Below are 18,667 nucleotides of genomic sequence, written 5' to 3'. Positions count from 1 at the left end.
GCGGCCTCCAGGCGAGGCGTTCGCGCGTGTGCAGTGGCGGCGTCAGCCTCGTCCGAAATCGTATGACCAAACCTGTTCCCAAACTCTCCGACTTTATCACCCCCGCCGAAATCCAGGCGCACAAAGGCTCGCTCGATTGCCCGATCTCGGGGCTGGTGATGGATAGCCGCCGCGTGGTGCCGGGCTCCGTGTTTTTTGCGCTGCCCGGGCGGCGCAGCGATGGCGCGCAGTTTATCGACGAGGCGATTTCGCGCGGCGCAGTCGCCATCGTGGCGCAGAAGCTGCCCGCGCTCGTCCCCAGCAAGTTGACCTTTGTCCAGGTGGCCGAGCCGCGCGTCGTGCTCGCGCGGGCGGCGCAGCGCTACTACCAGTTTCCCGACCGTGCGCTGTCGGTCATCGGCGTCACGGGGACGAACGGGAAAACGACCGTCACGCATTTGGTGAAGCACTTGCTCGGCACGCCGGAGCAGCCGGTCGGCCTGTTTGGCACGATCCGCTACGACCTGGGCGCGCGCACGGTGCCGAGCTTTCGCACGACGCCCGAGTCACTCGATATTTACGGGATGATGGCGCAGATGCGCGGCGCGGGCTGCAAGCAAGTGGCGATGGAGGTCAGCTCGCACGGGATCGACCAGTACCGCGTGCTTGGCCTCGGGTTTGAGGTCGCGGTCTTTACCAACCTGACGCGCGACCACCTCGATTATCATTCAGGGCTGGAGGAGTATTTTCAGGTAAAGGCGCGCCTCTTCACGGGCGAGACGGGGGCCGCGCCAAAAATCGCCGTCATCAATATTGACGACCCTTATGGCGCGCGGCTGGCCGCGATGCTGCCCGAGGGCGTGCGCCTCGTGACTTACGGGGAGAGCGCCGCCGCGCAGATCCGCGCCGAGGCAGTGGAGCTTAATTTTAAAGACACGCGGCTGCGGCTCCTGTGGCCGGAGGGCGAGCTTGAGCTCAGCTCGCCGCTCATCGGCCGCTACAATGTGAGCAACCTGCTGGCGGCTGCGGCTGTGGCGTGGAGCACGGGGCGCGACTTGCGCGAGTGCCTCGCGCGGCTCGCCGACTTCAAGGGCGTGCCGGGCCGCATGGAGCAGATCGACGTGGGGCAGCCGTACAGCGTGCTCGTCGATTACGCGCACACCGACGATGCGCTGAGCAACGCGCTGGGGATGCTTCGCGCGATCACCCCCGGGCGGCTCATGGTGGTCTTCGGCTGCGGGGGCCAGCGCGACCGCGCCAAGCGCGCGCTGATGACTGCGGCGGTGCAGCGCTACGCGGACTTCGCCTTCGCCACGGCGGACAACCCGCGCGGCGAGCCGCTCGCGCAGATTTTCAAGGACATGGAGAGCGGCGTCAGTGACGGGTCGCGGATCACCTGGATCGAGGATCGCCGCCGCGCGATCAGCCTCGCGCTCGATGCCTGCAAGGCGGGCGACTGCCTGCTCGTCGCGGGCAAGGGCCACGAGAGTTACCAGGAGTTTGCCGACACGGTCATCCCCTTCGACGACCGCCAGACCGTGCGTGAACTAATCGCCATCAAACGCCTGAAGGATGACGCAGTTTGACCCAGACGAGCTGGCGAAGTGGAGCGGGGGCCGGTGGACGCGCCGCCCGGGCGCGGGCCTGTGCGGTTTTGCGATTGATACGCGGCAGCTCCGGCGCGGGCAGGTGTTTGTCGCGCTGAAGACGGAAAAGCGCGATGGGCATGATTTCCTCGCCGCCGCGGCTGAGGCGGGCGCAGCGGCGGCTCTCGTGTCGCGCGCGGACAGCTCACTCGCGCTGCCGCAACTCGTGGTGGGGGAGGGAGAGCAGGGAGGCGAGGGCGGCGATACGCTGCGCGCGTTTCAGAAAATCGCGCAGGCGCAGCGCGCGAAATTTCAGGCTGCGGGCGGGCGCGTGATCGGGGTCACCGGCAGCGTGGGCAAGACCTCGACCAAGAACTTGCTGGCTGCGCTGCTCGGCGCGGCGGGAGGGACTGCGGGCGGGGCGGCCCGGGTTTTGGCGACGGAGGGGAATCTGAACAACCACCTCGGCGTGCCGCTCACGCTTACGCGGATCGACCCCGCGCAGCACCGTTTCGCCGTGGTTGAGGCAGGCATCAGCGAGCCGGGGGAAATGGCCGTACTGGCCGAGATGATCGGGCCCGATGTCGCGATCATCACGGCGGTCGCGGCGGCGCACCTCGAAGAGCTTGGCGATGTCGAGGGCGTCGCTCGCGAGAAGGCGATCCTCGCCGCACAGGTGCGCGAAAACGGCCTGGCGATTTTCCCCGCCGAGCTGCGGAAGTACGCCGCCTTTGCCGCCCTCCGCGTGCCGTGCCTTTGTGCGGAGCAATCGCCTGGAATGGTTACGCGTTTGGGCCGCGAAGGAAATTTTACGACTGTGCAACATGCCCTCGGGAACGGGATCGAAGGCAAAATGGAGCTGCTGCTCGCCGATCAATCCGACCCGACGAACGGGCCTGTTCCATTCCCGATGCCGAAGACCTCGAAAGGCATGGCGAATAACGCAGCTCTGGCGATTCGGGCGGCGCTGCACCTTGGCGTTGACAGCGAAGCGATTCGCTTGGGGCCCTTGAGGAACTGGACGCCTGCTTCGCTGCGCGGCGAGTGGCGGCGTGAGCCGGGCCGCGAGATTTACCTCGATTGCTACAACGCGAACCCGGCCTCGATGGCCGATGCGCTCGAAGCATTTTGCGCGCAGGCTCCTACCGAGCTGCCGCGGCTTTTCGTACTCGGCGGGATGGAGGAGCTCGGCGCAGAGGCGGCGATGCATCACCGCGCGTTGGGCCGCAGCTTGAGCCGCGAATTGCGCCCGCAGGATCGCGTTTTCGCCATCGGCGAGGAGGCCGAGGCGCTGCGTCAGGGAGTGGTTGATACGCGGCGCGTGGCGCCGGACCAGATTGAGGTCGCCCGCGATTTTGAGCCAGTGCGCGGGGCGGTGGCTCGCTGGCGCGGCGCGATTTTCCTGAAGGCGAGTCGCCGCTATCGTTTGGAAACTTTACTTAGTGCCGAGCCCTCGCCGGCCGCATCGGCACATTTTACTGCTGTCGCCACCGGTGGCGTTGCGCGCCCTGTGCAGCCGCCCAAGACCACACTTAAAGATGCTTAGTTACCTCGCTGAATATGAGAGCTACTTTGGCCCGCTGCGTTTGCTGCGCTACATCACGGTGCGCGGTTTTCTCGCGGCGGCTACGGCGCTGCTGATCGGCTTTGTGATCGCGCCCTGGTTTATCTCAAAGTTTCGCGCGCTAAAAGTCGGCCAGCACTACGACGATGATCGCACGGGCGATATCGCAGCGCGCTTTGACAAGAAGAACACGCCGACGATGGGCGGGCTCATCATTTTCCTGTCGGTGTTTACCAGCGCGCTGCTGTGGGCCACGCCCAATGTGTGGGTGCTCGTCTCGCTGTTTGTTTACGCGGCGCTGACGGTGGCGGGCTTTCGCGACGATTACCTGAAGGTCGTCCGCCGCAATCGGGATGGGATCTCCTCGCGCGAGAAACTGCTGTGGCAGTCGCTGGTCACGCTCGCGGCCATCGGCTTGCTGCTGTGCCACCCGCTCAGCGCGGCCAAGGTGCGCGAGCTGTGGGTGCCGTTTTTCAAAACCGCCGTCGTCGCGCACATGCCGTGGTGGCTGATGCTTGTCCTCATCTACCTGTGGATTGTGGGCTTCAGCAATGCGATCAACCTGACCGACGGGCTCGATGGGCTGGCGGTCGGCTGCACGATCACGGTCGCGCTCGTCTTTGCGATCATGGCCTACGCGGCGGGTAATGTGCGGATCAGCGACTACCTGCTGATCAGCCACGTGCCCGGGGTGGGCGAGCTGGCGGTACTTTGCTCGGCGTTGATCGGCGGCTGCATGGCTTTCCTCTGGTACAACTCGCACCCTGCCGAGGTGTTCATGGGCGACACGGGCTCGCTCGCGCTGGGCGGCTTGATCGGCGTCATGGCCTTCATGGTTCACCAGCCGGTGACGCTCATCATCGTGGGCGGAGTCTTCGTCATGGAGGCGCTCTCGGTCATCATGCAGGTCGGCTGGTTCAAGTACACGCGCGTGCGCAGCGGGGTAGGGCAGCGGCTCTTCCTGATGTCGCCGATCCATCACCATTTTCAAAAACTCGGCTGGCCGGAGTCTAAGGTTGTGCTCCGCTTCTGGGTGCTCTCGCTGGGCTTTGCGCTCGTCGGCCTGGCGACCTTGAAACTCCGCTGATCTGGCGCGCGCTCCCTTCACCCGATTTCACACCCGATCAAGCGCTCGCCTCAATCCCTGTCATGAAGCTTCGCGTCCCATTCATTCTCGAATTCGCCCTCGAAAAGCCCGTTGCCGTCTTCGGTGCGGGCGTAAGCGGGCGCGCCGTGCAGGCGCTTCTCGAAAAAGTCGGCGCCGAGGGCCGCCTCTACGACGAGGTGAGCGGCCCCGAGTTTGGCGAGGCGCAGTGCGCCGAACACAGCCTCGTTGTTTTCTCCCCGGGTTTCGTGACCGATCACCGGTGGCTCGTACTCGCTCGCGAGCGCGGGCTGTGGTGCATGGGCGAGCTCGATTTTTCGGCGCTCTTTTGGCGCGGCCTCATGGAGGCCAGGAGCGTCCGCCACGAGCTCGTCGCGGTGACGGGCACAAACGGGAAAACGACGCTCACCGAATTCCTCACCCACGCGCTGCGGGAGAACGGAGAGTGCGCGCACGCTGCGGGCAATATCGGCAAGCCGCTTGCGCAGCTCGTCGTCGAGAGCGCCGCGGGCAAGGATGAGCGCCCGCAAATCGTGATCTGCGAAGTCAGCTCCTTCCAGGCCGAATCACTCCAGCACTTCCGCGCGGACTCCCTGTTGTGGACGAATTTTGCGGAAGACCACCTCGACCGGCACGGCAGCCTGGAGCAGTACTTTGGCGCCAAGGCGCGGCTGCTCGCCGCCGTCCCGGCCGACTCCGTTTTTATCGGGGCCTGTGTGGCCCGCGCCGCCCGCCAGTTCGAGCAGGCTGTGCCCCCTTACGCGACGATGCGCTGCGAGAGCCCCTTTTTTAGCGAGCAACTCAAGGGCACGTTTTGCGAAGGCCCGCCGCAGCAAGACAACTTCCGTCTCGCGCTTTCGTGGTGGTGGCGCTCGGACCGCAGCCCCGAGCTGCTGTACCAGGCCGCGCAGAGTTTCTCCGTCGGGCCGCACCGGCTCTCACCCGTGGCGACGGTCTCGGGCGTCAGCTACTGGAACGACTCGAAGGCGACGAACTTTCACGCCGTGGAGCAGGCGCTCGCGTACTTCGCCCGCGCGCAGACGCCCGTCTACCTGATCCTCGGTGGCCGCGCCAAGGGCGGCGACCTCGCGGGCTTCGTGGGGCGGATCGCCGCGCGTGTGCGCCACGCATTTTTGATCGGTGAGACGGCACCGCTGCTTGCGCCGCTGTGCGCCGCGCAGGGGCTCAGCTACGAAAGCTGCGACTCGCTGGAGGAGGCCGTCTGGGCGGCCAGCCGCGCCGCCCCCCCTGCTTCGGCGATTTTGCTGAGCCCAGGGTTTGCCAGCTTCGATAGTTTTAGAAATTACCAAGAGCGCGGCGAGGCCTTTGAAGCTGCGGTCCGTGCCCTTGCCGCCAACCCGCACCAGGTCCCACACTTTTCCATCTGAAATTGAGCACACCATCGACACCCGCCACTCCTATGAAACTCCTGAAAATATTCGGCATCGTCGTCGGGCTGCACGGCGCCGCACTGGTTTTGATTTTTGCCAACCCGGGCTGCAACTCGACGCGAAGCCCGAACCGTGGCCCGTATGATGCCACCGCCGCGGGGGGCGCCGATGCGCCGGTCGTCTCCGTGCCCTACATCGTGGCCGATGGCGGTGCCACCGCCGCGGGCGATCCCGCTTCGACGCAGGTCAATGCCTTCGGCGGCGGGGCGGATGCTGCGGGCGCGGTGCCGCTTTTTGCGAGTGACACTCAGGGCCCTGTGGATGCGCCTGTGGACGCCCCGGGCCGTGCGCGCCCGACGCGCCCTCGCTCGCCCGTCGGCGTGGCTCTCAGTGCTGCGCCTGTTGAGGATGTGACGCCGGTCTCGACTTACACCGTCGTGCGCGGCGACAGCCTTTGGCTGATCGCCCGGCGCAATAACCTGACGGTTTCCGAGCTCGCCGCAGCCAACAAGCTGGCCCCGGGCGCGGCGCTCCAGGTCGGCCGCAAGCTCGTCATCCCCAGCAAGTCCAATGCCGCTGCTACTGCGGCGACATCGGCTCCCGCCAAAACCGCCGCGCCCACAACGGGCACTGCGAGCCCCGCCGCTGCGAAAAGCAGCGCGCCCGCAGAAGCGCGCACTAGCCTCACTCACGTAGTGCGTGCGGGCGAGACGCTCGGCGGCATCGCCCGCCGCTACAAGGTGCGCGTGGGCGACATCGCGCTGGCCAACAACATCAGCGATCCGGCGAAGATCCGGCAGGGCCAATCCCTCGTAATCCCGGGTGGCCGCGTTTCGACTACGGTTGCCGCGCCGCGCCCGACGGCGACTGCGCCGACTGCGGCCAAGGCTCCGCCGGCCACCACGCCGAGCGCGTCGCAGATCGAGTCCACCCCCGCGCTGTCGATTGATGGGGAGGGCGCGACTCCAGTTGAGGCGCCACCGATCGATCGCCCGCTCGACGAGGGCTTTGGTGCGACGAGCGCGCCCGACGACGCGCCGGTGATCGATATCGAGGACTAGTGTTTAGCCGACTCGGGCCCTCCTTTTTTCCTTCCCTCCCGCCTCCCGCCCTTTCGCTCGCATTCCCGTTCGTTCACCCGAAATGCCCCGTGCGCACTCAAAGGATATTATCGATGCCCTTGATGCCGCCGCGCAATCGCCGCGCGGCGCGCGGCGTCCCGCGAGCCGCCCGCACAGCCCGAGCCTGAATCCCGCCGCGCTGATCGTGGTCTGCGCGGTAGCGCTCACGATCCTCGGGCTCACGATTTTATTTAGCGCGAGCGTGGGTTTCGCGCGCGGGCCGTACTACTACCTCGGCAAGCAATGCATCGGCGTGGCCCTCGCAGTGGGCGTGTGCTTGGTGACGAGCCGGATCAACCTCGATTGGCTGCGCCGCCATGTGTGGGTGCTGGCGGTCGGGCTCGCGGTGCTGCTGGTGCTCGTACTGATCCCGGGGCTGGGGATCGAGGTCAACGGCAGCCGCCGTTGGCTGGGGGTGGGGAGCCTGCGACTCCAGGTCTCGGAGTTTGCGAAGTTCGGCCTCGTCTTCTGTCTCGCGCATTATCTGGCGATCAACCAAGTGCGGATCGGCGAGTTTAAACGCGGCTTCCTGATCCCGATTGTGATCGTGCTCATCCCGGCGGGGCTGATCGTGCTGGAGCCCGACTACGGTACCTCGGCTCTCGTGGTCGCGGTGGGGCTGCTGCTGCTGTTTCTGGCGGGGGCGAAGTGGCGCTACATCTTGACGACGGGCGGGGCCGTCCTCGCGGCCTTCGCGCTCTTGGTGATCAACAATCCCAACCGGCTCTACCGCCTGGTTTCGTTTCTCGATGTGGAGGCCAACAAACAGGAGGGCACTTACCAGCTCTACCAGGCGCTGGCGGCTTTCGCGGCGGGCGGTGTCGAGGGCGTAGGCCTCGGCCAAGGCCGCCAGCAACTGCACTACCTGCCGGAGGCGCATACGGACTTCATCCTCGCGGTGGTGGCCGAGGAGCTGGGGCTTTGGGCGACGATGGGGATTGTGACTATCTATGCGGTGATCTTCATCGCTGGACTGATGCACCTGCGCCGCGCGCCAAATCTCTTTCAGTTCCTGCTCGTCGCGGGCTGCCTGCTGCTGATCTGCCTGCAAGCGATCATCAACCTGGGCGTGGTGACGGGGCTTTTCCCCACCAAGGGGATGTCGTTGCCCTTTATCAGTGCGGGGCTCTCCAACCTGCTGCTCATGGCACTGCTCGTCGGCGTGATGATCAACACGCAGCGCGCCTGGCCGCGCGCGGCACTCGCGGGGCAGCGCAGTCGCCGTGGCGGCCTGGGCATGCCGCGCAGTGTGGCGCTCAGCCCTGCGCAGGGGGAGGAGCCGCTGTGATGGACGGGATCGTGATTTCCTGCGGCGGTACGGGCGGCCACCTCGCGCCCGGGATCGCGCTGGCCGAGGCCGTGCAGGCGCGCGATTCCCGCACGCGAATCACGCTGCTGATCAGCCAGAAGAAAATCGACTCGCGGCTGAGCGGGAAGTACCCGCACCTGCACTTTCTGGCCGTGCCCGGGCTGGGCTTTTCGTGGCGCCCACTGCGGTTTTTTCGCTGCGCGGTCTCGCAGCTCAAGGGGCTGCTCTTCTGCCTGAAACTGCTCCTTCGTGAACGGCCCGCAGTGGTCGTGGGCTTCGGCGGTTTCACCTCGGCGGGAGTGACGCTGGCCGCGCGGCTGCTCGGCATCCCGGTCGCGCTGCACGAGGCCAATCGCGTGCCCGGCCTCGCCGTGCGCACGCTCGGTCGGCTCGCCACGCGAGTTTACCTGCCGGAGGGCGTGCGCCTGCCCGCGGTTCGTGCGCCGCGCATCCGGCATGTGGGGCTGCCCGTGCGCCGCGAGATCGTCGATCATCCGCGCAGTGCGGCTTGCGAGCGGCTGGGGCTGAACCCCAAGCGGCGCGTGCTCGCGGTTTTCGGCGGCAGCCAGGGCGCGGGCCCGCTCAACGATTGGGCGCACGAGCATTTGGCCGCGCTCGCTGCCGAGGGCGTGCAGCTCTACTGCGTGAGCGGCCCGGGAAAGGGCGAGGCTCAAGTCCGCGAACTGCCGCTGCGCGCGGCGAAGCCCGCCCCTGAGGGGATGGCGAGTGATGCACCTGTGGGCCCGCCTGCCGAGTCCACGGCGGCTGCGCCAAACGCGGCCCCGGCTCCCGCTCCCACCCCCGCTCGCGAGACGCCAAATGCGCCGTCCGAAACGATCCGCGCGATTTTCGTCCCGTTTTGCGATGATGTGGCGACGCTCCTTTCGGCGGCTGACCTTGTCGTTTCGCGCGCGGGAGCGGGCACGATTGCCGAGCTGATCCGCTGCGGCACGCCCGCGATTCTCGTTCCTTATCCGCATGCGGCGGACGATCACCAGCGCGCCAACGCGAGTTTCTTTGAGCGGCAGGGCGGGGGCGTGGTCGTGGAGCAGGGAGACTTCTCCCGCCTGAAGCGCGAGGTGCTCGATACGATTTTTAACGATTGGCTGCTCAACCAACTGCGCAGCAACCTGCGGCGGATGGATCGCTCCCACGCCGCAGATTTCATCCTGGATGATCTGGAACGGCTCAGTGCCGAGTCGGCGGCTGCGAAGTCCGCCGGTTCGGTGAGCGCGCGATTTGCCACACCGGCTTTAACTCCGCCGCCCCGCGCGGGCTCTGCGCAATGACGGGCTCAGCGCATAATAACAACGAGGCGTCGCTGCGCCGCGCGCTCCCGCTTTTGTTTGGCGAGCCCGTGCGGCGAATCCACGCGGTGGGCGTGGCCGGGATGGGGCTCGGGCCGCTGGCCGTTTATCTGGCGCGCTGCGGCTGGCTCGTGAGTGGCGAGGACGATGCGCTGGACAAGGCGCCGCCCGAGCTGCGCGAGCGCCTGCTTGAGGCGGGCGTGACGCTCGGTCCGCTGCCCGATGACTGCGAGCTGCTCGTCTATTCGTCGGCGATTTCCGAAAAACACGCGGCGCGCGTGAGTGCTGCGGCCCGTGGCCTGCCCTGCGTGCGGCGCGGCGAGCTCCTCGCCGAGGTGGTGCGGGACAAACGGCTCGTGGCCGTTTGCGGTTCGCACGGGAAGACGACGACGACGGCGATGCTCGCTGCCGCGCTGCGCCGCGCAAACTTCGGCGCGGGCTACGTGCTGGGCGGCCTGCCCGCGCAGCGGAGCTTTCCCCTGGCCGCTGCGGGCGACTGGATCGTGGCGGAGATAGACGAGAGCGACGGCACGATCACGCACTTCGCGCCCGAGATCACCGTATGCCTCAACCTCGACTGGGATCACGTCGACCAGTACCGCAGCGAGGCTGAGCTTCACGCGGCTTTTGGCGCACTGTTTCAGCGGACGAAGCGGGCGGTGCTGATCAATGCGCGCTGTGCGCTCTCGCGCGAACTGGCGGCAAAGGCATCCGCGCGGGTTTTCACTTTTGGCCAGAGTCGCACCGGTCACGCGGCCGATTTTTCACTTGAGGAATGGAACGAGCAGGAGGCGGGCAGCAAGGCGGGAGGAGCGCAGATGCAGCAATTGGTGCTCGGCGGCCAGTTTGCGATTTCGCAGGCCGTGCTGCGCGCTATTGGCGCGTTTAACGCGTTCAATGCGACCGCTGCGCTGGCCGCAGCGCAGCTCATGGGCGCGGAGTTGAGCCCGCTGCTTTTGGCGGATTTTTCCGGAGTGCGCCGCCGGCAGTCGCTGATTAGCGACTTGGGGGGCGTGGGGATGATCGAGGACTACGCTCACCATCCGACGGAGATCCGCGTCCTGCTCGGCGTATTGCGCAACGTGCTGCGCCGTAGCGTAGCGCCGCCCAACAGTCCCCCCCGCTCCGCGCGTTTGTTTGTGGTCTTCCAGCCGCACCGCTACAGCCGCACCGCGCAGTTCAAGCGCGAGCTGGCGGCGGCGCTCTCGATTGCCGATGAGGTTTTTTTGCTGGATGTCTACGGCGCAGGCGAAGCCCCGAGCGCGGGGGCGACGAGTGCCGAGCTGCTCGGCGAGTTTGGCGCAGGCCCTGCCGTGCACTACTGCGCGGATGATGCGGCGCTCTTCGCCGCGCTGGATGCGGCGGCCTGCGCATCGGGCGATTTTCTCGCCTTCGTCGGCGCGGGCGATGTGGATCGCAAGGGGCGGGAGTGGGCGGCGCAGTGGCGCACGTGCTGGTGGGATACACTGGCGGCAGAGGCGCGCGCGCGGCTCTCGCCCGAGACGAAGCTCACGCGCGAGGAGCCCTTGGCGCGCAAGTCTACGATGCTCGTCGGCGGCGCGGCGCGGCTCTACGCGGAGCCGCAAAGCGTGGCGGAGCTGCAAGCCCTGGTGCGCCTGGCGCACGCGCGCGGTGTGCGAGTTTTCCCGATTGGGCGCGGCTCAAATTTGATCATTCCGGACGAGGGCGTAGAGGGGCTCGTCATTTCGCTGGGCCATCCAGGCTGGGCGACGTTTGAGTTGTGCACGGCGGATGCGGTAGACGCGGAGGCGGGGGCTCCCTGGTCTGCACCTGCGCTTGCGGATTTCCTCAAAAGTTCGCCCGCGGCAAAAACGCTCGTGAGGGTCGGCGCGGGCCTGCGCCTGAAAAATCTGTGCGGGCTGGCGGCGAAGGCTGGGCTCCCGGGCTTTGAGTTTTTGGAGGGGATTCCGGGCTCGGTGGGCGGGGCCTTGCGGATGAATGCGGGGGCGATGGGGGCCTGGATTTTCGATGCGGTCGAGGAGGTCGAGTTTGTGACTTTGGCGGGCGAGCTCGTCCGGCGGAGGGCGAGCGAGCTGCACGTGGGCTATCGGCACTGCGCAGAGCTGGCGGCGGGCGCGATTGCGACTGGTGCGCTGCTGCGCTCCGGCGTGCCGGTCGATGCGGAATCAGTTAGCCGCCAGATCGACGTGTACAGGAAAAAGCGGGTGGAGTCGCAGCCGCGCGAGCCCAGCGCGGGCTGCATTTTTAAAAACCCCGAGGGCGACTCGGCGGGCCGCCTGATCGATGCAGCGGGGCTCAAGGGGCTGCGGGTGGGCGGGGCCGAGGTCTCGACGGTGCATGCGAACTTCATCGTCAACAAAGCTCACGCCACGGCGGCCGAGGTGCTGGAGCTCGTCCGGCAGGTACGTGCGCGCGTGCAGGCCGTGCATGGCGTCCTGCTGGAGCCCGAGGCACGGCTCTTCGGCAAGGACTGGGCGGCGGTGCTCGAAGAGACTTTCGACTGGCAGGGCGCAGGGATAAGAGCACCCGAAAACCCGCCGCTCGCCGCTCCGGAAAGGGAAGGAGGCTGCGGATGAGCGCGCCAACGATTGTGGTTTTGGCAGGCGGGGTTTCCGCCGAGCGCGAGGTGTCGCTCGCTTCGGGCCGCGCCTGTGCGCTGGCACTCGCGCGGCATTTTCCCACGCGCTTGGTCGAGGTGTGCGAAGAGGATTTGCCGCGCGGGATCGATCCGCAGCGCGAGGTCGTGTTTTCGACGTTGCATGGGGATTTTGGTGAAGACGGCGGCATGCAATACTTGCTCGACTCGGAGGGGATTCACTACGCGGGCTGTGGGTGGGAGGCCAGCGCACTGGCGATGGATAAGCACCGCACAAAGGCGGTTGCGGCTGAGGTCGGCGTAGCAGGGGCGCGAGAGGTTTGGTTTTCGACCAGCGGCGTTCCCGACGCGGCACAGGTCGTCGCCGAGCTCGGGCCCGAGCTCGTCCTCAAGCCGAATGCCGAGGGCAGCAGTGTGGGCCTGCGCATGATTTCGGGAGAGGCGCAGCTCGCCGCCGCGCTCGCCGAGCTTTCCCATCCCTCTTCCTCTCTCGTTTCCCCCGAACTTGACGTCGAGTTGGGTTTGAGGAGCGCCTGGCTGATCGAAGAGCGCTTGGTGGGCCGAGAACTCTCGGTCGGCATTTTGGAAAAGCGCGGCCCGATGGGGATCGTGGAGATTTGCCCGAAGTCGGGCGTCTACGATTACGAGAGCAAGTACACGGCGGGCCGCACGGAGTATCGCGCGCCGGCGCCTCTCGACGCGCAGACGGGCGAGCAGGTGAGGGCCGCCGCGCAGCGCGTTTACGAGGCTTGCGGCTGCCGCGATTACGCGCGGGTGGACTTCATCCTCACTGCTTCGGGCCGCCTCTATTTGCTGGAAATCAACACGCTGCCGGGTATGAGGGAAACCAGCCTGCTGCCGATGAGTGCGCGCTGCGTGGGGCTTGAGTTTTCGGCATTGGTTCGCGAGCTGGTGTCCCCGGCGCTGCGGCGTTTCGAGGCGGCGACTTCGGTGAGTCGTGCGCCAGCCGATCCGGCGCCAAGCCCTCCGCCTTTCGCGCGGCCAGCCTGAGTTTCAGTCGCACCTTCGCCTTTTATTCAGCTTCCTTTAAAACCGTTTTTTGTGTGGTGAAAAAATCTAAGTCTACCCCAGCCCCGCCGCGGATGCGGACTTGGCGCGACATCCCGCAAAACGTAAAGCCGCGGGCGATGCCGCGTGCGGTGCGGCGGCGGCTGTGGTTGCGGCGGCTGGGCTGGGTGGGGCTGGCTTGTGGTCTGGCCGCACTCTTCGTCGGTGCTTACGCCGTGGCGCGGATGATGGCGGAGGGGGAGTTGCAATTGTCGCGCGCGAGCAATGCCGAGCCGATCAGCGAAGTCGTGCTGCGCACGAATGGGGTGCTCGACCAGGCATGGATCGTGCGGCGGCTCGCACTGCCGCCCGAGGCGACCTTGCTCGACCTGGATCTCGCCGCCCTGCGCGAGCGCTTGCTGGCAGATCGGCAAGTGATCACCGTGAGCCTGACGCGGAAATTTCCCACGACGCTGGAGGTGAGCCTCTCGGAGCGTGCTCCGGTGGCACGGATCAATGTGCGAGCGAGCGCGGGCGGCCCGCCGCGCCCCCAGCTCGTCGCCCGCGATGGCGTGGTCTACGCGGGCAGCGGCTACGATGCGCAGCTGCTCGGCGAGCTGCCTTGGCTGGGCGGGGTGAAGCTGCGTCGTCGCGCGGCGGGGGGGGAGACGCGCGAAGGGCGGGAGGGCGGTGCAGGCTTCGAACCGATTTTTGGCATGGCGCTCGTGGCGGAGCTGCTGGCGACGGCGCGCAACGAGGCCCCGGCCCTCTACAAAACCTGGCGCGTGGTCTCGCTCGCGCGATTGGAGAGCGACGCCGAGATCGAGGTGAAGACCGACTCGATTGACCGGATCATTTTTAACGCGCGCGAGTCGGCGGGCTTTTTGCGGCAGATCGCCCAGCTCGACCTCCTGCTCGACTCGGTGCAGGCGAGCCCGGGCGCGATCAGCGAGATCAACCTCGCGATTGGCCGGATGGTCGATGGCCGGATCCAGGTGCCCGTGACTTTCCGCGAGGGCGCCGACTCGCACGGCGCGCGCATTGAGGGGCCGGGCCGCAGTGGCACATCTAGCATTGCGGTGCCCGCGTATCCGCCTGTGCGATCTTCGCCCACGCCCAACTTCTTTCACCCAACACGTCCCGCCGCTCGTGAGTTCTGATCCCGTTACCCTCGCCGCCGTAGAGATCGGCTCCTCAAAAGTCGCCGCCATCGTCGCCGAATACACGGGCTACGGTTTCACGATCAAAGGCTGGGGCGAGTGCCAATCGCAGGGCGTGCGCAAGGGCTGCGTCATCGACTATCCGGCGGTCACCCAGTGCACGCAGCAGGCGCTGGAAAACGCGAAGCGCGCGACCGGTGGCAGCAGCGGTGTGCCCGTGGAGCAGATCGACAAGGTCTTCCTCGCACAGACCGGCGGCCACCTCGATGGCTTTTACAACGAGGGCGCGCGGATCGTGTCCGCGGCGGATAACATGGTGAGCGCGGAGGATATCGCCGAAGTGCGCCGCCTCGCCAAGGCCAAGGAGCTGCCCGAGGGGAGGATGTTGCTGGAGCGCTTGCGGCATCCGTTTCGGCTCGATGGGCGCCTGATCAAGAGCTCGCCCGAGCACCTCTGCGGACGACGCCTGGAGGTCGGCTACTGGATGGTGCATGGCGACGAGTCGCGCATCTCCGACTCCTACCACATGATCTCCAACTCGCAGATCGAGGTCGCCGAGATGGTGCTCAGCGGGCTGGCCTCGGGCCGCGTGGTGACTTCGCAGGCGGAGCGCGAGCACGGCGTCCTCGTGATCGATATCGGCGGCGGCACGAGCGACTACGCGCTCTACCGCGACGGGCTGCCCTACGTGGCGGGTGCGGTGGCGGTGGGGGGCGGGCACTTGAGTAACGACCTGACGATCGGGCTGCGGCTCTCCACCGGTCAGGGCGACCGCGTAAAACTGCGCCACGGGCGCGCCATCGTGCAGTGCCGCGACAAGGCGCAAAAAGTGTGGCTCGATGGCGACCTCGCGATTGGCGACCGGCAGCTCCCGCTGCTCTCGATTGAGAAAATCCTGGAAGCGCGGGTGCGCGAGATTTTCGAGGTGGTGAAGCACAAGCTCGGCACGGCGTTCTCACCGGAGACTTGCGCGGCGGGCGTCGTCCTGACCGGCGGGACGAGTAAGCTGCCCGCAATCGCCGAGGCGGCTGCGGCGGTATTTAATACGCCCGTGCACATCGGTCAGGTGTCGGACGGTTTTCCCGAGCCGCTCCAGGATCCCGGCTTTCACACGGCGCTGGGCCTGCTCCAACTGGGCATCGAGAAACAGCGCGCGCGCGAAGCCGCCGAGCGCAGTCAACGCCCGGGCTTCCTGCGCCGACTTTTTGCCCGCCCCTCCCGCCACTAACGCGAACCCGGCACCGTTCCTTGCTGCTCCCGCCTTCTCGCCCTCTCGCCCGCTATGGATTTTGAAACGACCCGCCAGCCACCATTCCCAGACGACGCTGCAAACCCCGAGGCCCGCGTGGAGCCGGCCGGTTCCGCGCCTGATCCAGCGCGCGCGGCTGCGAGCGCGTCCTCGTCGCTGTCCGAGCTGCCACCTGTTTTGCTCAAGCTCGTCGGCGTGGGCGGCGCGGGCGTAAACATCGCCACGCGGCTGAGTGCCGAAGCCTTGGCGGGCCTGCCGCTCGCCGTGGTGGATTGTGATGCGCAAAAGCTGGCCGATTCATCAGTCGCCGAGAAATGCCTTTTGGGCGAGAAGCAGCGGCGCGGCCTCAGCGCAGGCGGTGACGCCGAGCTTGGCCGCCAGGCTGCCGAGGCGAGCCGCGAGAAAATTGCAGCGGTGGGCGGCGGGGCCGATCTCGTTTTTGTTGTGACAGGCTTGGGCGGCGGTACGGGCAGCGCGGCGGCGCCCATGGTCGCGGCAGAGGCCGCCAAGGCGGGTGGGCTCGTGATCGGCTTTGCGGTGCTGCCTTTCAGCTTCGAGGGCGGGCGCCGCGTGAAGCAGGCCGATGCTGCGCTCGTTGCGCTGCGCCGCGTGTGCGACGCAGTGATCGTGCTGCCCAATGACCTGCTGCTTCAGGAAAGCGCGGAGGGCGCCAGCGCGCTCGCCGCGTTTGAGCAGGCCGATGCCTGGATCGCCCGCGCGGTGCGCGCGATCTGGGGCCTCCTCCACAATACGGGCCTCATCAACCTGGACTTCGCCGCGCTCCAGCGCGCCTTCGAGTACCGCGGCAGCAAGACCGTCTTCGGGCTGGCGGGAGGGGCAGAGGCGACGAGCGCGGTGGGAGGCGAGGGGCGGGAGGGGACGGCAGGCGCTGCGCAGGCGCTGCTCGCCAGTCTGCCGCTGTGCCCGCTCCTGCATATGCCCGAGGGCGCGCGCCGCGCCGACCGGCTACTCGTGGTATTCACGGGTGGCCGCGACGCCTTGAGTCTCTCGCTCGTCAACACCGTCGTGCAAGCACTGGGCGAACGGTTTGGCCGCGCCGCAGAGCTCATCGTCGGCGCAACGATTGATGAATCGATGGGCGAGCGCGTGGAGCTCTGCTTCATTGGAACCAGCGACATCGGCCACGCCTCGCGCCGCCGATTTGGTGAAGGGCGCGCGGGCCGCGCGACGGCAGCAGGCGGAACGGAAGGAGCGGGAGGGGCAGGGCGCACCGCAGCGGCCAGGAGCGGGGAAACCCACGCAGCGGAGGCGGCTGCCGCGACTGTTGCGCCCACGCAGTTCCAGTCGGGCGCAGAAAGCACGGATGCGCGCCGAAAGCCCGCGCCCCCGCCGCCCGCAGATCCCTTTTCGCCTTTGTCAAAGGCCGGGAGCGCGGGAGTGTTCCCCTCGGCGATACATGGATTCGGGAAGAGCTCCGCTCGCGCCGCCGCCGCGTCCGCGACCACCGCACAAGACGAGTTTGGCTTCAGCGAAAGCACCGAGCGCGGCTACTTCCAGGACACCGATAACAACCTCTTTGAAGGCCAGGACCTCGACGTCCCCACCTACCGCCGCAAAGGCATCAAGATCACTGTGTAGGCGGCCGAAGCCCTGCACGCTCGCACGCAGCGGCAACGACGCTGCGGCCCATAAAACGGTCAACGACCGCACTGCGCGTGGGGCGGCAGGCAGTGCCCGCACCCATTTACTGTACGGTTTGAGTGCCGGGCGGAACGCCCGACACTCAAACCGTACAGTTGGGAATGCCCCGATCTCCGATCGGGGTTACAGACTCAAACAGGATTTACCCGTTAACCTAAAAACTCGCCCAAACGGGTAAGCGCTCCATCTGCATTAGATGCCTCATGCCCTGTTGCGAAGCAACAGGGGTAGGTCCGTTAAATTTGCGATTTTGTTCGGGCGCGCAGCGCACGGGGAAAATCGCAAATTCAATGGAAGTGGCGACCCGCCACCGCCCCACGCGCAGTGGAGTCTTCGACTCTTTCATCTGACGAGGCCCTCGTCAGTATGCTGCTGGCGTAAACTGCGAAGGGATGTGGATTGCTGCCTCGCGCCTCATTTTGGGGTGGGAAAGCATCTGCGGCTCTGGATTGTCTCGGTGGATGTTTATCGACGAGTGCGTAGTCAAAGTGGCGGCGGGTGAGGGCGGGCGCGGCTGCGTGAGCTTTCGGCGCGAGAAGTTTGAGCCTTGGGGCGGCCCCAATGGGGGCGACGGTGGTCGCGGGGGAGACATCGTGCTGCTCGGCGACGACGACACCAACAACCTGATCGACTACAAATATAAGCCGCACTGGCGCGCCGAGATTGGCGAGCACGGTATGGGCTCCGACCGGCATGGCCGCGATGGCAAACCCTGTGTGCTGCGGCTCCCGCTGGGGACGGTCGTCATCGACGAGAGTACGGGCAAAGTCGTGGCCGAAGTGCTGGAGGACGGCCAGCGGATCGTCCTTTGCCAAGGCGGCAAAGGTGGCTGGGGGAACACCCACTTCAAAACCTCGGTGAACCGCGCGCCCAAGCACGCCAACCCCGGGCAGCCCGGTGAGGCGGGAGTTTACCGGCTCGTCCTCAAATCAATCGCCGATGTCGGCCTCGTGGGCTTCCCCAACGCGGGAAAGTCTTCGCTGACCAACGCGATCACTGCGGCGCGCCCGCGCACGGGTGCCTATCCCTTTACCACGCTGCATCCGCAAATCGGCGTCATTGAGTATCCCGACGAAGTGCAGGGCGACCGCCGCCTGTTTTTGGCCGACGTGCCCGGGCTGATCGCGGGCGCGAGCGAAAACCGCGGCCTCGGCCACCGTTTCCTGCGGCACATCGAGCGCTGCTCGCTGCTCCTGTTCCTCATCGATATGGCGGGGACGGATGCGCGCGACCCGCGCGACGACTATGCGCAGCTTCTCCGCGAGCTGGAGCTCTACGATCCTGTGCTGCTGGAAAAACCCCGCCTCGTGGCCGCCAACAAGATGGACCTGCCCGAAGCCAAAGCCTGGCTCCCAAAATTCAAACGCCGCCACAAAGCCGAGATTCTGGAAATCTCCTGCTTAGAAGGAAAGGGCCTGGACCGCCTGAAAACCGAACTCCTGAAACGAGTGGAGTAGGTCGGTAGAGGCGGGGGGCGAAATCTGCCGCACTGCTTACTCATCCGTATATCCCCGTGGCGTACATTCCTGTAGCGGCGGTGTAGTCGTAGTAAGCAAGTTCGGATTTATCAGGTTCTGTTTGGGCTGTGGTAAGGGCGTACTATGCTTTACCGCTCTAAACTTGCCGCTGTTTTTTTAATTTTCTCCTC

13 protein-coding genes are annotated in these 18,667 nt (G+C 66.5%); all 13 read left to right on the top strand.

What is annotated here, in order from left to right; translation table 11 throughout:
- The first annotated feature begins 62 nt into the window (after positions 1-62).
- The 13 genes from AXK11_RS06145 to obgE all read left to right on the top strand — a co-directional run bounded on the left by AXK11_RS06145 (position 63) and on the right by obgE (position 18,476).
- Positions 63-1,565 carry a UDP-N-acetylmuramoyl-L-alanyl-D-glutamate--2,6-diaminopimelate ligase gene (locus tag AXK11_RS06145; protein ID WP_068630384.1) on the top strand — a complete coding sequence of 501 codons (1,503 nt, stop codon included), beginning with the start codon at positions 63-65 and terminating at the stop codon, positions 1,563-1,565.
- On the top strand, positions 1,552-3,111 hold the full coding sequence (locus tag AXK11_RS06140; protein WP_068630362.1) for a UDP-N-acetylmuramoyl-tripeptide--D-alanyl-D-alanine ligase: 1,560 nt from the start codon (positions 1,552-1,554) through the stop codon (positions 3,109-3,111). The genes AXK11_RS06145 and AXK11_RS06140 overlap by 14 nt, the downstream gene beginning before the upstream one ends.
- Entirely contained in the window at positions 3,104-4,216 is a 1,113-nt protein-coding gene (gene mraY, locus AXK11_RS06135; RefSeq protein WP_068630361.1) for a phospho-N-acetylmuramoyl-pentapeptide-transferase, read from the top strand. The genes AXK11_RS06140 and mraY overlap by 8 nt, the downstream gene beginning before the upstream one ends.
- A 62-nt stretch (positions 4,217-4,278) precedes the next feature.
- A complete protein-coding gene (gene murD, locus AXK11_RS06130; RefSeq protein ID WP_068630360.1) occupies positions 4,279-5,622 on the top strand; it encodes a UDP-N-acetylmuramoyl-L-alanine--D-glutamate ligase in 1,344 nt (447 codons plus the stop codon).
- 32 nt (positions 5,623-5,654) lie between these two features.
- Positions 5,655-6,686 (top strand): LysM peptidoglycan-binding domain-containing protein, encoded by a 1,032-nt coding sequence (locus tag AXK11_RS06125; RefSeq protein WP_068630359.1) that lies wholly within the window; start codon positions 5,655-5,657, stop codon positions 6,684-6,686.
- Positions 6,687-6,768: 82 nt separating this feature from the next.
- Positions 6,769-8,034 (top strand): FtsW/RodA/SpoVE family cell cycle protein, encoded by a 1,266-nt coding sequence (locus AXK11_RS06120; protein ID WP_068630357.1) that lies wholly within the window; start codon positions 6,769-6,771, stop codon positions 8,032-8,034.
- On the top strand, positions 8,034-9,344 hold the full coding sequence (locus AXK11_RS06115; RefSeq protein WP_068630350.1) for a UDP-N-acetylglucosamine--N-acetylmuramyl-(pentapeptide) pyrophosphoryl-undecaprenol N-acetylglucosamine transferase: 1,311 nt from the start codon (positions 8,034-8,036) through the stop codon (positions 9,342-9,344). Before AXK11_RS06120 ends, AXK11_RS06115 begins: the two co-directional genes overlap by 1 nt.
- Positions 9,341-11,920, top strand: coding sequence for a UDP-N-acetylmuramate dehydrogenase (murB, locus tag AXK11_RS06110; RefSeq protein ID WP_068630347.1), 2,580 nt, complete (start codon positions 9,341-9,343; stop codon positions 11,918-11,920). Before AXK11_RS06115 ends, murB begins: the two co-directional genes overlap by 4 nt.
- Positions 11,917-12,951: a D-alanine--D-alanine ligase family protein gene (locus AXK11_RS06105; RefSeq protein WP_068630345.1), complete on the top strand. Its 1,035-nt coding sequence runs from the start codon at positions 11,917-11,919 to the stop codon at positions 12,949-12,951. The genes murB and AXK11_RS06105 overlap by 4 nt, the downstream gene beginning before the upstream one ends.
- Before the next feature lie 92 nt (positions 12,952-13,043).
- On the top strand, positions 13,044-14,108 hold the full coding sequence (locus AXK11_RS06100; protein WP_068630342.1) for an FtsQ-type POTRA domain-containing protein: 1,065 nt from the start codon (positions 13,044-13,046) through the stop codon (positions 14,106-14,108).
- Positions 14,098-15,336 carry a cell division protein FtsA gene (ftsA, locus tag AXK11_RS06095; protein WP_068630339.1) on the top strand — a complete coding sequence of 413 codons (1,239 nt, stop codon included), beginning with the start codon at positions 14,098-14,100 and terminating at the stop codon, positions 15,334-15,336. The genes AXK11_RS06100 and ftsA overlap by 11 nt, the downstream gene beginning before the upstream one ends.
- Before the next feature lie 54 nt (positions 15,337-15,390).
- Entirely contained in the window at positions 15,391-16,956 is a 1,566-nt protein-coding gene (locus AXK11_RS06090; RefSeq protein WP_082780962.1) for a cell division protein FtsZ, read from the top strand.
- 524 nt (positions 16,957-17,480) lie between these two features.
- Positions 17,481-18,476, top strand: a complete 996-nt coding sequence (gene obgE / locus AXK11_RS06085; protein ID WP_068630331.1) for a GTPase ObgE — start codon at positions 17,481-17,483, stop codon at positions 18,474-18,476.
- Positions 18,477-18,667 lie beyond the last annotated feature (191 nt).

The sequence above is a fragment of the Cephaloticoccus primus genome (genome assembly GCF_001580015.1).
GTDB lineage: Bacteria > Verrucomicrobiota > Verrucomicrobiia > Opitutales > Opitutaceae > Cephaloticoccus > Cephaloticoccus primus.
The sequence above is the reverse complement of the archived record's forward strand: the minus strand, read 5'-3'. Positions and strand labels throughout refer to the sequence as shown.